The organism is Candidatus Poriferisocius sp., assembly GCF_965208475.1.
GTDB lineage: Bacteria > Actinomycetota > Acidimicrobiia > Acidimicrobiales > Bin134 > Poriferisocius.
In genome coordinates, this window is the sequence record NZ_OZ242338.1 from 3,634,572 (window position 1) to 3,649,459 (window position 14,888).

The 14,888-nt window shown below is 66.6% G+C and carries 15 protein-coding genes and 1 tRNA gene; 13 read left to right on the forward strand and 3 right to left on the reverse strand.

What is annotated here, in order from left to right; genetic code table 11:
- The first annotated feature begins 68 nt into the window (after positions 1-68).
- Complete coding sequence (locus ACOGXA_RS16950; RefSeq protein ID WP_419927005.1) at positions 69-335, forward strand: hypothetical protein; 267 nt, start codon at positions 69-71, stop codon at positions 333-335.
- Between the two features lie 189 nt (positions 336-524).
- On the opposite strand, the gene ACOGXA_RS16955 is transcribed toward ACOGXA_RS16950, so the two are convergent.
- Both ACOGXA_RS16955 and ACOGXA_RS16960 read right to left on the reverse strand, forming a co-directional pair.
- Positions 525-1,664 (reverse strand): carboxylate-amine ligase, encoded by a 1,140-nt coding sequence (locus ACOGXA_RS16955; RefSeq protein ID WP_419925027.1) that lies wholly within the window; start codon positions 1,662-1,664, stop codon positions 525-527.
- 43 nt (positions 1,665-1,707) lie between these two features.
- Positions 1,708-1,780: transfer RNA gene (locus ACOGXA_RS16960), tRNA-Thr, on the reverse strand.
- Between the two features lie 101 nt (positions 1,781-1,881).
- On the opposite strand from ACOGXA_RS16960, the gene ACOGXA_RS16965 reads away from it, so the two are divergent.
- From ACOGXA_RS16965 to ACOGXA_RS16975, 3 genes are all read left to right on the forward strand, one after another.
- Positions 1,882-2,142, forward strand: coding sequence for a DUF3263 domain-containing protein (locus ACOGXA_RS16965; protein WP_419925028.1), 261 nt, complete (start codon positions 1,882-1,884; stop codon positions 2,140-2,142).
- A 21-nt stretch (positions 2,143-2,163) separates the two neighbouring features.
- Positions 2,164-2,805 carry a LytR C-terminal domain-containing protein gene (locus tag ACOGXA_RS16970; RefSeq protein WP_419925029.1) on the forward strand — a complete coding sequence of 214 codons (642 nt, stop codon included), beginning with the start codon at positions 2,164-2,166 and terminating at the stop codon, positions 2,803-2,805.
- A 70-nt stretch (positions 2,806-2,875) separates the two neighbouring features.
- On the forward strand, positions 2,876-3,862 hold the full coding sequence (locus ACOGXA_RS16975) for a glycerate kinase (protein WP_419925030.1): 987 nt from the start codon (positions 2,876-2,878) through the stop codon (positions 3,860-3,862).
- A gap of 85 nt (positions 3,863-3,947) precedes the next feature.
- Here ACOGXA_RS16975 and ACOGXA_RS16980 read toward each other — a convergent pair whose 3' ends face one another.
- Positions 3,948-4,844, reverse strand: a complete 897-nt coding sequence (locus ACOGXA_RS16980; protein WP_419925031.1) for a glucosyl-3-phosphoglycerate synthase — start codon at positions 4,842-4,844, stop codon at positions 3,948-3,950.
- Positions 4,845-4,901: 57 nt separating this feature from the next.
- Here ACOGXA_RS16980 and ACOGXA_RS16985 point away from each other — a divergent pair, with 57 nt between their 5' ends.
- From ACOGXA_RS16985 to ACOGXA_RS17025, 9 genes are all read left to right on the forward strand, one after another.
- A complete protein-coding gene (locus ACOGXA_RS16985) occupies positions 4,902-5,177 on the forward strand; it encodes a MoaD/ThiS family protein (RefSeq protein WP_419925032.1) in 276 nt (91 codons plus the stop codon).
- Between the two features lie 89 nt (positions 5,178-5,266).
- Entirely contained in the window at positions 5,267-6,892 is a 1,626-nt protein-coding gene (gene groL, locus ACOGXA_RS16990; protein WP_419925033.1) for a chaperonin GroEL, read from the forward strand.
- Between the two features lie 43 nt (positions 6,893-6,935).
- Positions 6,936-7,406: an FABP family protein gene (locus tag ACOGXA_RS16995; protein WP_419925034.1), complete on the forward strand. Its 471-nt coding sequence runs from the start codon at positions 6,936-6,938 to the stop codon at positions 7,404-7,406.
- Complete coding sequence (locus tag ACOGXA_RS17000; protein WP_419925035.1) at positions 7,403-8,188, forward strand: formate dehydrogenase accessory sulfurtransferase FdhD; 786 nt, start codon at positions 7,403-7,405, stop codon at positions 8,186-8,188. Before ACOGXA_RS16995 ends, ACOGXA_RS17000 begins: the two co-directional genes overlap by 4 nt.
- A gap of 20 nt (positions 8,189-8,208) precedes the next feature.
- Positions 8,209-9,846, forward strand: a complete 1,638-nt coding sequence (locus ACOGXA_RS17005; protein ID WP_419925036.1) for a thiolase C-terminal domain-containing protein — start codon at positions 8,209-8,211, stop codon at positions 9,844-9,846.
- A gap of 81 nt (positions 9,847-9,927) precedes the next feature.
- Complete coding sequence (locus tag ACOGXA_RS17010; RefSeq protein ID WP_419925037.1) at positions 9,928-10,227, forward strand: DUF1330 domain-containing protein; 300 nt, start codon at positions 9,928-9,930, stop codon at positions 10,225-10,227.
- Between the two features lie 19 nt (positions 10,228-10,246).
- Positions 10,247-11,509, forward strand: coding sequence for an ABC transporter substrate-binding protein (locus ACOGXA_RS17015; protein ID WP_419925038.1), 1,263 nt, complete (start codon positions 10,247-10,249; stop codon positions 11,507-11,509).
- 15 nt (positions 11,510-11,524) lie between these two features.
- Positions 11,525-12,217, forward strand: coding sequence for a chlorite dismutase family protein (locus tag ACOGXA_RS17020; RefSeq protein ID WP_419925039.1), 693 nt, complete (start codon positions 11,525-11,527; stop codon positions 12,215-12,217).
- A gap of 162 nt (positions 12,218-12,379) precedes the next feature.
- Positions 12,380-14,824, forward strand: a complete 2,445-nt coding sequence (locus ACOGXA_RS17025; RefSeq protein ID WP_419925040.1) for an ABC transporter substrate-binding protein — start codon at positions 12,380-12,382, stop codon at positions 14,822-14,824.
- Positions 14,825-14,888: the final 64 nt, after the last annotated feature.

Consider the following 14,888-nt stretch of genomic DNA (forward strand, 5'->3'; position numbering starts at 1 on the left):
CTTCAAAGGGCTCCCTTCCCAGATCATGACCTGTTGGTCTTGAAAGGCAAAGGAGCATCAAGGTGACGATGAGCAAGACCAGGCGCACGGAATCCCGAAGCGATGATGCAATGTCGGCAATCATTGAGATTCAGCGGGCGATACTTGTTCTTCCCGAAGTCGAGTTTGCGCAGTTGAGGGAGTGGGTCAGCGAATTGGACTGGGAGAAGTGGGATAAGCAGATCCAAGCCGATTCGGATGAGGGGGCGTTGGATTTCCTAATTCATGAGGCCCCCTACCCAGTGGCGGACCCCCACAAACACCCCAGTCCCCGCTTCAACGCGAAGAGCCCTTAAACTCCATTGGTTACCACCTTCCTGGAGATCAGACGTTTGGGTTCGCTCATCGGCGCCACCATTGGTTGCTTCAAAGCCGCTGGCCAGCGGCAAGCCGATATTCTTGATGGCGTTTTCTTCTCATGCCATGTAGCCGTGGTGCTCAGGGATTGGCTGCGTACGCCCGAGATAGCCCCCTGGCCATCACGATTAAGCCGGGGGTGGGGCGAGGGTGTCGGCGATCAGGGTTTGCACTACGGCATGGAGGGCCTCTTCGTCGGTGGCGCCTTCTTTGAGCGCCCCGTGGTACACCGCCAGTTGGCGGTCGGCGGAGGTTCCCCGTTGGCAGATGGTGCGGGCATGCTCAACCTCTGACACGCAGTCGAGGGCTTCGGCGTCGGGTCGGACCGTCTCGATGATCTCGTCCACCAGGTCGGGCAGCGGCACCATCTCGCCCTTGCCGAAGTCGATGAGGCGGTCGTTGATCCCGTATCGCTCGGCCCGCCACAGGTTCTCCGACACCAAGAAGTTGGCATAGCTGCGCCACCGGCGATTCTCCATCTTGAGCCTCCACAGCATCCGCAGCAAACAGACGTACAGGGCGGCGACGGCAACGGTGTCCTCCATTCTGGTGGGCAGGTCGGTGACCCGCATCTCCAGGGTGGGATAGCGCTCCGACGGGCGGATGTCCCACCACACTTTGGTGGAGTCCTCGATGACCCCGGCCCGCACCAGCACGTCCACATGGCGCCGGTAATCCGACCACGAGTCGAACCTCTCCGGCAGCCCGGTGCGGGGCAGCGACCGGAACATCGCCATGCGATAGCTCTTGAGGCCGGTGTCGCGTCCCTCCCAGAACGGCGATGAGGTGGAAAGGGCCAGCAAATGGGGCAGGAAGTAGGCGACTTGGTTCATCAGGTCGATCCGGAGATCTGGATCCTCAATGCCGACGTGGACGTGCAGGCCGGAGATGACCAGCCCCCGGGACACGCCTTGGAGGTCCTCAGCCAGGGCCTGGTAGCGCTCCCCTTCAGTCACTTTCAGCTGGTGCGGGCGGGCGAATGGGTGAGAGGAGGCCGCTATCGGCGCAAGACCATATTCTGCGGAGGCCTCGGTGACCGCGAGGCGCAGCAGCCCGATGTCGGCCCGCAGATGCTTGAAGTCGGTGCAGATCCCAGTGCCGATCTCGAGTTGCGAGGTGAACAGCTCTCGGGCCACAAGACCATGGTGCAGGCCGGCCACCGTCTCCAGAATCCCGGGCGGCTGTTCGGTGATGAGGGCTCCGCTCTCGCGCTCCACAAGGAGGTACTCCTCCTCAATCCCCATTGACCAGGCTGGCTCGTCGGTCACAGCGACTCCTTTCCGTGTGGTGGCAGAGTAAATGCGAAATCAGAGCCCGAGACAGGAATCGAACCTGCGACCGGCTGTTTACAAGACAGCTGCTCTACCGACTGAGCTACTCGGGCGTTGGATTGAGGGGCTGCTCACACCCCTGCTCAAGAGCATAAGGGCTGCTGTTTGGGGAGGGTGCTTGAATACCGCCTAGTGGTGGGCAACGCTTGTTGGAATGGCCCTCACGAAGCGAGATCGGGCGATCTTGGATTTTGAGCGCACCTGGTGGCAGGAGACCGGGTCGAAGGAGGCCGCCATCCGCGCGCGCTTCGAGCTTTCCACCACCCGGTATTATCAGCTGTTGAACGAACTATTGGAAGAGACGGATGCCATGGAGTACGACCCAATGGTTGTACGGCGCCTGCGGCGGGTTCGCGATCGCCGCAGACGATCCAAATTCGGCCAGACCTCGGTCGGCCGACAGCCGTCTCGATAGCAGTCCGGAGCCAGAGGCACTATGGAGTCGAACCAAACACCAAACAACCAGATGGCCCTCAGGGGGGTGGTGCTGGTCCTCGCCCTGATTGCGGCCGCAGCTTTTGTGCTGGCCCGCGGCCTCGACGACGACGGTCCCGCTCCGGTTGCCGCCGAGGCCACCGCCGAGCCGACGGCCGAGGCTGAGCCGACCTCTGATTCGGCCGAAACCCCGTCAGGCGGCGATACCGCAACGGCCACCCCGGCCCCGGCAACGGATGAGACCCAGCCGCCTGCCTCCGACCCGGCAGCGGATGAGACCCAGCCGCCTGCCTCCGACCCAGGGGAGCCGCCCGAGTGCCGTGATCCGTCCACCATCGGCGTGCTGGTGGCCAACGGTACCGATGTGACCGGAGCGGCTGGTCGGCTCGCGGCTGAGCTGAACGCCGCGAACTACGTAACGCTGCCGCCGGTGAATGCCGGCGCCCAGACGAGTTCGGCCTTCTACTTCCGGGCCGGGTACGAAGTTGATGCCCAGTGCGTGGCCAGCCAGTTGGGAGTGGGTGCCGGGCCGTTCTTCCCGATGTCCGACCCTCCCCCCGGCGGCGTCACCCTGGAGACGCTGGGCAACGCCTACGTCCTGATTCTGATCGGACCCGACAGCCTCGCCCAGCGCCCCGGTTGACAGCCTGGTGGCCGTGGCCGATTTGCGAACCGCGGTTCTCTACGGCCAACCGCCAAATGGCTGAGCTCTCATGCACGTCGTTGCCGCCCCCGACAAGTTCCGGGGCACAGCCACGGCTGTCCAGATCGCCGATGCGATAGTTCTGGCCGCCGGAAAAGCCGGGGCCACCGCCGATGCGGTTCCCATGGCCGACGGGGGAGAGGGCACGCTGGAGGTGGTGGGAGGGGCCAACCGGGCCACCATCGTGACCGGTCCCTTGGGCGACCCGGTAGAAGCCCAGTGGCGGCTACACCGCCAAACAGCGGTGGTTGAGATGGCCCGGGCCTCGGGTCTGGCACTGGCGGGCGGGGCTGAGGCCAACGACCCTCTAGGGGCCACCACCTACGGAACCGGTGAGCTGATCGAGGCTGCTGTCGAGCGCGGCGCCCGGCGGGTGCTGGTGGGGGTGGGGGGCTCGGCCACCACCGACGGAGGGCTGGGCGCTCTGCGGGCGCTGTACCCCACGCACCGCCTCAAAGGGGTGGAGCTGGCCGTGGCCTGCGACGTGAAGACCAGGTTCATCGACGCCGCTGCGGTGTTCGGGCCCCAGAAGGGGGCCGGTCCGACTCAGGTGGAGTTGCTGCGCCGGCGCCTGGAGCGGCTCAGCCAGGTGTACGCCGATACGTATGGCGTGATGGTCGACGACATCGAGGGCTCCGGTGCGGCCGGCGGCCTGGCCGGCGGTCTGGCGTGCGCGGGTGCTGAGCTGTGCAACGGTTTCGAGCTGCTGGCCGAGGAAGCGGACCTTTACGGCCGTATAGAGGGGGCCGATTTGGTGGTCACGGGGGAGGGGGCCCTCGACGCCACCTCGCTCCAGGGGAAGGTGGTGGGGGGCGTGGGCGAGATGGCGGCGGCCGCCGGGGTGCCGGTGCTGACCGTGGTGGGGCGGGTGGACGGCGCCGCCGCTCCTGCCGGCGGGAAGCTGATCAGCCTGAGCGACCGCTACGGCGCCGGGCCGGCCATGGCCGAAACCGCCCGGTTGGTCGGCCAAGCGGTGCTGGACTATTTGGGCTCGTAGCCGGGCCGCACAGCCAGCAGGCCTGCCGGAAGTATCCGGGCTGAAGTCTTCATCCAGGGTCGCGACTTCGATGAAGAGCGCACAGTCAGCAGGCCTGCCGGAAGTATCCGGGCACCTCGATCAGGGGTGGGCGCTCCTGCATGGTTATCTCGGTATCGCCGAAACCGGGGCGGTGCAGCATGATGGCAGTGTTCACCAGGGTGCGGTCGGCTCGGTGCAGGGCCACCTGCATGACCTCGGTCGCCTGTGATGACAGCTCGTGTAGTGGGCGGTGGCGGTGGACTCGGGTGCCCAAGTCCACCTGGGCGATGGTGCTGTAGCCCGCCAGACGGCACACATCTATGAGCAGTCCCATCTCCACCCCGTATCCCTGGACGAAAGGCACCCGCTCCAGAACCTCCCGCCGTCCGGCGTATTCCCCGGCCAGGGGCTGGACGATCTCGCCCAGCTCGGGGAACAACAGGGCGATGAGCGGGCGGGCCACCAGCTCGGTTGTGCGCCCTCCGCCCCGCTGATCGGCGCCCACCGGTCGGTGGTAGTAGCCCTTGCAGTAGCCGATGGAGTCGTCGACCAGCAGCGGGCCCAGCAAGCCGAAAATGAAGTGGGGGCCGAAGTTGGCGATATCGCTGTCGCACCACACAACGAGATCCCCGGTGGAGGCGAACAACGACTTCCACAGCGCTTCCCCCTTGCCGGGCTGGTTGCCCAGGTGGGCCAGAACATCAGAGCAAGCCACCACCGTGGCCCCGGCGGCCTCGGCGGCCTCGGCGGTGCGATCGGTGGAGTGGTCGTCCATCACGATCAGCTCGTCCACCAGGCCCAGCTCGTCCATGAGCTCGGATCGGACCACCTTGGCAATGGCCCCCACGGTGGCCTCCTCGTTGCGGGCGGGCAGGCACACCGAAACCCTCGTCGACCCCTTGCGCTCGACGAGATCGGCGGCCGTGAACTCCCCGGCTGCGAACCTCCGCTTACCAGTCACCGCGTCTCCCAGACTATGAGTCGTCTCCCGCGCTCCATGCGAATAGCATCATGGCCCATGAGCGTCATCGTTCGGATACCGACCACCCTTCGTCCCCTGGCCGGAGGAGCCAGCGAGGTTGCCGTAGCGGGCGACAACGTCCGAGACGTGATCACCTCGCTGGATGCCGTCCACCCCGGTTTCATGGACCGCCTCATAGACGAGTCGGGGGGCCTGCACCGGTACGTCAACGTGTTCGTGGACGACGACGACGTGCGCTTCGCCGACGGGTTGGCCACCCCGGTTCCCGACGGCCAGACGGTGGCCATCGTGCCCGCAGTGGCCGGAGGCTGATTTCGTGTCACTTGGGTTTGGCGTTTAGCAGACTCCTCGGTAACCTTTAGCAGTCTCATACCGAGAGTGCTAAAAGGGAGAGTTCGAGGATGCCCAAGATCATCTCATTCGATGAGAAGGCCCGGCGCGCGCTGGAGTCGGGAATGAACCAGCTGGCCGACGCCGTGCGGGTCACGCTTGGCCCCAAGGGCCGCAACGTCGTGCTGGAGAAGAAGTGGGGCGCTCCCACGATCACCAACGACGGCGTGTCGATCGCCAAGGAGATCGAGCTGGAGGACCCCTACGAGAAGATCGGCGCCGAGCTGGTCAAAGAGGTGGCCAAGAAAACCGACGACGTGGCCGGCGACGGCACTACCACCGCCACCGTGCTGGCCTGGTCGATGGTGCGAGAGGGGCTGCGGAACGTGGCCGCCGGGGCCAACCCCATGTCCATCAAGAAGGGCATTGAAGCCGGGGTGGAAGCCGCGGTGGAGGCAATTCAAACCCAGTCGGTGGACGTGTCCTCCGACAAGTCCCAGATCGCCAACGTGGCCGCCATCTCAGCGGCCGACGCCGAGATCGGCGAGCTGATCTCCGAGGCCATCGACAAGGTGGGCAAGGATGGCGTGGTCACCGTGGAGGAATCGCAGACCTTCGGCCTGGAACTGGACTTCACCGAGGGCATGCGCTTCGACAAGGGCTACATCTCCCCCTACTTCGTGACCGATGCCGAGCGGATGGAAGCAGTGCTGGACGATCCCTACATCCTGTTCGTGGGCTCCAAGATCACCGCGGTGCGCGACATCGTGCCGGTGCTCGAGAAGGTGATGCAGGCGGGCAAGCCGCTTTTGATCATCGCTGAGGATGTGGAGGGCGAGGCGCTGGCCACCCTGGTGGTCAACAAGATCCGGGGCACGTTCAACTCCACCTCGGTCAAGGCCCCGGGTTTCGGCGATCGGCGCAAGGCCATGCTCCAGGACATGGCCATCTTGACCGCAGGCCAGGTCATCAGCGAAGAGGTGGGCCTGAAGCTGGAGAACACCACGCTCGACTTGCTGGGCCGGGCCCGCAAGGTGGTCATCACCAAAGACGAGACCACGATCGTGGAGGGCGCTGGCGACCGCAGCGATGTGGAAGGCCGCATCTCCCAGATCAAGGGCGAGATTGACAACACCGACTCCGATTATGACCGGGAGAAGCTCCAGGAGCGTCTGGCCAAGCTGTCGGGCGGCGTGGCCGTGCTCAAGGTGGGCGCCGCCACCGAGGTGGAGCTGAAAGAGAAGAAGCACCGCATCGAGGATGCGGTCAGCACTACCAAGGCGGCCATCGAGGAGGGCGTGGTCGCGGGCGGGGGCGTGACCCTGCTCAGGGCCCAAGCGGCGGTGGACGCCGCCGCGTCGGGGCTGGCCGCAGACGACGAGGCCACCGGCGCCCGCATCGTGTCCAAGGCGCTGGAGGGCCCGCTGACCCAGATAGCGGTCAACGCCGGCCTCGAGGGCGGCGTGATCGTGGAGAGGGTCCGCAACCTGGAGGGCAATGCCGGGCTGAACGCGGCCACCGGCGAGTACGAGGATCTGCTGACCGCGGGCATCATCGATGCGGCCAAGGTCACCCGCTCGGCGCTCCAGAACGCCGGCTCCATCGCCGGGCTGTTCTTGACCACCGAGGCCGTGGTAGCCGACAAGCCCGAGGAGAACGGCGGCATGCCCGGCGGCATGCCCGACATGGACTTCTAGTCGTTCTAGTCGGTCTTGTAGCCCGCGGCGGTAATGTCGCGCCGTGGCCGAGCTTCATCCGGTTTGTGCCCCTCTGGCGTTCCTGCTGGGAACGTGGCGGGGGGCCGGCGCAGGGGTGTACCCCTCCATCGAGGATTTCTGGTACACCGAAGAGGTGTCCTTCACCCATGTGGGCAAGCCCTTCGTGGCCTACGTGCAGAAGACCAAAGACGCTGGCACCGGCCTGCCCCTGCACGCTGAGGCCGGGTATCTGCGCCCCCAAGGCGATGGGCGGGTCGAGATGGTGCTGGTGCAGCCGTCGGGAATCGCCGAGCTGCTGGAAGGCGCGGTGGAGGGCTGCAACCTGAAGCTGGCGTCGACTGCGGTGCTGGGCACCGCATCGGCCAAGCCGGTGACCGCCACCGAGCGGCGCTTCTGGGCTGACGGCGAGGCATTGTGCTCCTCGGTGGCCATGGCGGCCATGGGAATGGAGCTTCAGCACCACGTGGTCTCCGAGATGCATCGGCTGCCATGACCAGGGGACGATCCCAGCGGGTGCTGGTGCGGCACTGGGACGGGCGCGAAGAGCATCGCCGCCCCGATGACTTGATAGTGGAGGAGCCCCTCACCATCCGACTCGACGACGTGACCGTCACCACCACCATGCGCACCCCGGGGCACGACTTCGAGCTGGCCGCCGGGTTCTGCTTCACCGAGGGTCTGTTGGAAGATGCCTCGATCACCTCCATTCGCTACTGCGCCACCGAGCCGGCTGCCGATACCGAATACAACCTGGTGACGGTGGAGACCGACGGCGCGCCGGTGGCCACCCCCCGCCTGGGTCTCACCACCTCGTCCTGCGGGCTGTGCGGGGCCGAGAGCATTGAGGCACTGCGAGAGCGGCTGCGTCCGCTGCCCAATGGGGCAGCTCCCGTGTCCCCCGGAGTTCTGGCCGCGGTGCCCGAGCGGGTTCGGGTGTCCCAAGACTTGTTCGGCACCACCGGGGGCGTTCACGCCGCGGCCGCTTTCACCGCGGCGGGCGAGCCCACGCTGGTTCGAGAAGACATCGGCCGCCACAACGCGGTGGACAAAGTGGTGGGCCGCATGCTGTTGGACGGTCGTCTGCCCGCCCACGGCCTGGGCCTGTTCGTGAGCGGCCGGGCGTCTTTCGAGATGGTGCAGAAGGCCTGGGCCGCGGGGTTCGCCGCATTGGTGGCGGTTAGCGCCCCGTCGGCGCTGGCGGTGGAGACCGCCCAGGCCGCCGGTTTGTGCCTGGCCGGCTTTGCCCGCGACGGCCAGCTCAACTTCTACTCCTAGTCTGCGTAAGGAATCCAGGCATGCGTCCGCTTCCCAAGCTCTCCCCGGAGAACGAGTTCTTCTGGACGTCTGGCGCCGAGGGGGTGCTGCGATTCCAGCACTGCGAGGGCTGCAACCGCTTCCTCCACCCGCCCGGCGTTGTCTGCTCCCGGTGCGGGGCTGCTCCCGTCGTGAAGGAGGTATCGGGCAGGGGAACGGTGGTGGGGGTCACCGTCAACTACCAGCCGTGGCTGCCCGATATGGAGGTTCCCTACGTGATCGGGCTGGTGGCCATCGCCGACGACCCCCTGGTGCGGCTCACCACTTTGATCGTGGATGCCGAACCCGGCGATGTGGTCATTGGAATGCCGGTGTCGGTGCGCTTCGAGCAGCACGACGACGTGTGGCTGCCGGTGTTCGCCCCCACTGGCGAGCCCGCTTCGGAGGCGGTTGAGTACCCTGAGCCCCGCCCTGCTCCGGTGCGGCCCATGCCCACATCGGAGAAGTTCGAATCCCGGGTGGCCATCACCGGGATCGGCCTGTCTGAAGTGGGACGCCGCCTGGGTCGCGATCCGATGAGCCTGGCCGTCGATGCCTGCCGGGTTGCGGTGGCCGACGCCGGGCTGACCATGGCTGACATCGACGGACTGTCCACCTATCCCGGCGGCGGCGCCAAAGAAGGCGGCCACTCCGAGGGCGGGATCTACCCGGTGGCCGACGCCTTGGGCATTGCCCCCACATGGTTCTGCGGCACCGGGGAAACCCCCGGACAGAGCGGCGCGGTGGTCAACGCCATGCTGGCGGTGGCCGCCGGGCTGTGCCGCCATGTGCTGTGCTTCCGCACGGTGTGGGAGACCACGTCGATTGCCTGGGGGAATCGCCAGAACACCGGCGTGGGCGGTGGGGCCCGGATCTCAGGGGAGATGGAATGGCGACTGCCGTATGGGGCCATGTCGGCGGGCAACTGGATCGCGCTTCAAGCCAGCCACTACTTCCACCGCTACGGCGCCACCCGGGAGCAGCTTGGATGGATCCCGGTGACCGCCCGGGCCGGTGCGGCCCACAACCCGGTGGCCATCTACCAGGCGCCCATGACCATCGACGACTATCTGGGCGCCCGCATGGTGACCACCCCGTTCGGCCTGTTCGACTGCGATGTGCCCTGCGACGGCTCAACGGCCCTGGTGGTATCAGCATTGGAGACCGCCCACGACCGCCCCCATCGTCCGGTGCTGGTGGAGGCGGTGGGCACCCAGATGGCCGAGCGGATGTCGTGGGACCAGGGCACGCTGCTGCACGAGCCCATGGTGGACGGCCCCGCCGCCCACCTCTGGAGCCGCACAAGCCTCAAGCCGGCCGATGTGGACGTGGCTCTGCTCTACGACGGTTTCAGTTTCAATGCCCTGTCATGGCTGGAAGGACTGGGATTCTGCGGCAAAGGAGAGGGTGCGGCGTTCGTGGAGGGGGGCACTCGCATCGCCCGCGACGGCGAAATCCCGCTCAACCCCCACGGGGGGCAGCTCTCGGCCGGGCGCCTCCACGGCTATGGATTCCTGCACGAGGCGGTGACCCAGCTCAGGGGCCACGGCGGAGGGCGGCAGGTGGACGGTGCCGACGTGGCCGTGGCCAGTACCGGCGGCGGCCATCCCGGCGGCACGTTCTTGTTCACCCGGGGCTGAGCCATTCGGGGGCGCCCATCGCATCTGAATGCTCCGCCTTCCTCTTCGTCGGGGGTTGATCCGGTCTGCTAGAAGTGGGCTATGGCTGCTTACATCATCGTCAACTACCAGGTGGACAACCCCGAGCTGTACGGGGAGTACATGCAGGGCGCCGCGGGCGCTCTGGGAATCGGCGACGGTGCCGAGCTGGTCGCATTCGACACCGAGTCTGAGGTGATCGAGGGCGACACCGCCGGCCACCAGACCGTGGTGATCAAGTTCGACTCCAAGGAGAAGGCCCGCGAGGTGTGGGAATCCGACGCCTACGCCGCCGTGGTGGGCAAGCGCCACGACGCCACCAGCCGCCACTTCGCCGTGCTGGTCAACGGGTTCGGCGACTGACCGTGCATGGATCAGGGTGATGAGACGCCGGATCGTCGGGCCTGTTGCCATTGCCCTGGTCATAGCTTTGCTGGGATCTGGTTGCGGAGGATCTGACAGCTCCGGCGGCGAGAGAGTCACCGCCGGGCCAACAGAGGTGTCGCAGCCCGAGGGGGCGGCGGACTTCTCGACCGACGCTCCTGAGCTGGTGATCGGCGTCGTGTTGCCGGAAACCGGATCGCTCAGCTTCTTGTATCCGCCCGAGAGCGCTGGCGTGCGTCTCGGGGTGGAGGACGTGCGGGCCGGCGGCGGTCGAGTAGAGATTCTGACCGGCGACTCGGGCACCGATCCGGATGTCGCAGTAGAGACCGTCAACCGGCTGCTGGGCGAGGGGGCCCATGCCATTATCGGGGCGGCGGCCTCGGGAGTGTCGCAGGGGATAATCCAGACTCTGTACGAGGCTCAGATCGCCCAGTGTGCGGCGTCGAACACGTCGGCGGCCTTCAGCACCCAGGAGAACGCCGAGTTCTTCTTTCGCACCGTCACGACCACCCGGGCCGACGCGCCGGTTATCGCCGACAACATCGCCAGTGGCGGCGGGACAAACGTGGCCATCTTGGCCCGGGGTGATGACTGGGGGAAGTCGCTGTCGGAACTGCTGGCCAAGAGCCTGGAAGAGTTGAGCGTCGCCTCTGAAGTGGTGGTTTTCTCCCAGGACGCGGTCAACTTCCAAGACGTCGCGGAGTCGGTGCTCTCAATGGGGGCCGACACCGTCGTCGTTCTCGCGTTTGCGGAGGGGGCGCAGATCTTGAGGAGCTTGCTGGAGGCGGGTGTGCCGCCCAGCGCGATGCACGGTGGTGCGGGCATGTTCGATGTGGAGCTCCCGTCGATTGTGAGTCCTGGCAACCCGGAGGTGCTCGACGGGTTCACCGTCTATGCCGCTTCGGGCAGCGTAGAGTTCAACGAGAGGCTGTCGGAGGCTGTCGGCGGGAACGTCGTCTTCGGTGGCCAGGCGTATGACTGCGTAGTCGTGCTGGCTCTGGCCTCGCTGGCCGCCGGCTCGACTGAAGGCCCGGACATTCTCGCCGAGGTGCAGAACGTCACCCGTTACGGCACGAAGTGCTTCGACTACGGCGAGTGCGCTGGGCTGCTGGCTGAGGGAGCAGACATCGACTACGACGGGGTGTCGGGTCCGCTGGATCTCGACGAGGTGGGCGATATCTCGGTGGGCCGCTTCGGCATCGCCCAGGTGAGCGACGGCGCCCTTCAAGTGCTCAGAGTCGAAGACATCGATGTGCCATAGGAGGTTCAGCGCCAAATGAGCGACCGTGCAACCGATAGCGTCCCCCCGGTCGAGCCGTCCATCGGGATCGGCGTCGTCCACCTGTTCTGCCGGGCAGGCCCGACCTCAGAGCCCGAGTCCATAACCACCGCGGTCAGACAAGCCGAGGCCGCAGGCGTGCAGGTGGTGGCGGTGGCCGTGTTGGGCCACAAGGCCGACATCGCCTTTATGGCGCTGCACTCCGACCTTTGGCGGCTGCGGGATCTCCAGACCGGGCTGCGCCGGGGCGGGCTCGACATCGTGGACTCCTACGTGTCGCTCACCGAGATGTCGGAGTACGCCGCCGGCCTTCCCGAAGAGACCAAGCAGGCCCGGCTGTATCCCCAGCTCCCCCCTGAGGGCAAGCCGGCCTGGTGCTTCTACCCCATGTCCAAGCGCCGCAATCCCGACCAGAACTGGTACGAGCTCCCCTTTGAGCGCCGCCGCGAGCTCATGTACGAGCACGGGGCCTCGGGCCGCAAGTTCGCCGGTCGGGTGGTCCAGCTCATCACCGGCTCCACCGGGATCGACGACTACGAGTGGGGCGTGACCTTGTTCTGCACCCATCCCGACGACCTCAAAGAGGTGGTCTACACCATGCGCTACGACGAGGCGTCGGCCCGCTACGCCGAATTCGGCCCCTTCTACACCGGCATGGTGGCGCCGATCGACGCCATCTTGGAGCGGTAGCGGTAGCGATGGATCAGGCGGTTCCATCGCGGCTAAAGACGCTCCCAAATTGGTGCTTATTGTCGCTCGGCTGTTGATCTTGGGGTCTATCGTTGCAATAGTCATTGGGACGTGCCGATGGGCCTGTCGCCGGACCGGCTCTCGCTTCTGAGGAGTTGCAAAATGATGGTCGAGAAATTCAGTCTTCGCCTGATTGCCGCGGTGGCTGTGGTCGCGCTGGTGGCTGCGGCGTGCGGCAACGACGACGACGGGGTTGATGGCGTCGGCACGCCGGTGCCCACCGCCGCGGGCCCGGCCGCTCCGGGTCCCGATGGCGGTGCCGATGCCGACGAATTGGTCATCGGCTCGATGATGCCCGAAACCGGCTCGCTGGCCTTCTTGTCGGAGCCGATGATCCGCAGCATCGCCCTGGCGGTGGAGGACATCCAGGCCGCGGGGGGCAATGTCCGGCTCTTGACCGGCGATACCGGCACCGATCCCGATGTGGCCTCTGAGGCGATTAATCGGCTGTTGGGCGAGGGCGCCGATGTGATCGTGGGGGCGGCCGCGTCTGGCATCTCGCAGTCGTTCATCCAGACGCTGTACGACGCCCAGATTCCCCAGTGCTCGCCGTCGAACACATCGCCGCGGTTCAGCACCCAGGCCAATGCGGCGTACTACTTCCGCACCGCCCCGCCCGACCAGGCAGCCGCCCCGGTGCTGGCCAACCTGATCGCCGCCGACGGGGCCACCAACGTGGCCATAATCGCCCGGACCGACGACTGGGGCATCGCCCTGTCGGGACTTTTGGCCGACAGCCTGGACGATCTCGGGGTGGCCTCCGAGGTCATCTCCTATGACGAGGAGGCGTCGGCCTTCGATGCCACCGTGGACATGGCCACCGGCATGGGCGCTGACGCGGTGGCGCTCGTCTCCTTTGCCGAGGGCGGGCAGATCATGCGCGATCTCCTGGAGGCGGGAGTGCCGGCGAGCGCCATGTACGGACCCGACGGCATGTACGACCCCGGACTCCCCGAGTTGGTGGATCCGTCCAATCCGAATGTGGCCGACGGGTTCACTGCCATCACCGTGGGCAACACCGCGGGCCAGGCGGGCGAGGACTTCGAGGCCCGCTTGATCGTTCTGATGGGACCCGATGACGGGGTGGCGTTTGCCAGCAACTCCTACGACTGCGTCATCATCCTGGCTCTGGCCGCGGCTGCGGCCAGGGCCACCAGCGGCCCGGACATCATCGCCCAGGTTTCCGCCGTCACCTCCGGAGGCCAGAAGTGCTTCTCCTACGGCGAGTGCGCCGGTCTTCTCTCCGATGGCGTTGACATCGACTACGACGGCGTGTCCGGCCCGCTGGAGCTCGACGATGTGGGCGACCCGAGCTTTGCCCGCTACCAGATCGGCCAGTTCCGAGACGGCGAGTTGGTCGAGATCGGCACCCAAGACGTGAATCTGGCTGATCCCTCCGGCGCCGCGCCCGACACCGCGAGCGCGCCGAGCCAGCCCGAGTTGGTGATCGGGCGGGTCATGCCCGAAACCGGCACGCTGGCCTTTCTGGCCCCGCCGATGGTGGAGGGCGCCCGGCTGGCCGTGGAGGACATCCAGGCCGCGGGGGGCGATGTCCGGCTTTTGACCGGCGATACCGGCACCGATCCCGATGTGGCTTCCGAGGCGGTCAACCGGCTGTTGGGCGAGGGCGCCGATGTGATCGTGGGGGCGGCCGCGTCGGGCATCTCGCAGTCGTTCATCCAGACGCTGTACGACGCCCAGATTCCCCAGTGCTCGCCGTCGAACACGTCGCCGTCGTTCTCCACACAAGACAACGCTGCCTTCTACTTCCGAACCGTGCCGCCCGATCAGGCAGTGTCGCCGATCATCGCCAATGTGGTGGCCGCCGATGGGGCCACCAACGTGGCCATCGTGGCTCGGGCCGACGACTACGGCAACGCGCTGGCTGATCTGGTCGGGGCCAGTTTGGACGACTTGGGGGTGTCCTCCGAGGTGATCTCCTACTCCCCGGACGCCCCCAGCTTCGACGACACGGTGGCCGAGGTGCAGAGCGTTGGGGCCGACGCGGTGGTGCTGATCGCCTTCGGCGAGGGCGCGGGAATCATCCGGGGCCTGCTGGAGGCCGGGGTGCCAGCCGGGGCCATGTACGGGTCTGACGGCATATTCGACCCGGGTCTGCCCGGCCAGGTGGATCCGTCCTCGGCCGGTGTCATCGACGGGATGAAGGTCATCGGCGCCGCCGGAGGGGCCGATTTCAGCACCCGGCTCAGCGAATTCACCGGCGGCAACCTCATCTACGGGGGCCAGGCCTACGACTGCGTGATGGTGATGGCGCTGGCCGCGCTGGCTGCCGGTTCCACCGCCGGCCCGGACATCATCGCCCAGGTGCAGAATGTCACCGGCGGCGGCACCAAGTGCTCGGATTACGCCGAGTGCGCCGGCCTTTTGGCCAACGGAACCGACATCGACTACGACGGCGTCTCCGGCCCGCTCGATATCGACGACGTGGGCGATCCCACCTGGGGCCGTTACGCCGTGGCCCAGTATCAGGGCGGCGAGCTTGTCGCCACCGACAGCCAAGACGTGGATGTCTCCACCTTGGGCTGATCCGCGCTCTGGTCGAACCACTCGAGCCTGATGCGGGTTGCCTGTCGAGCCCGCAGTTATGGGG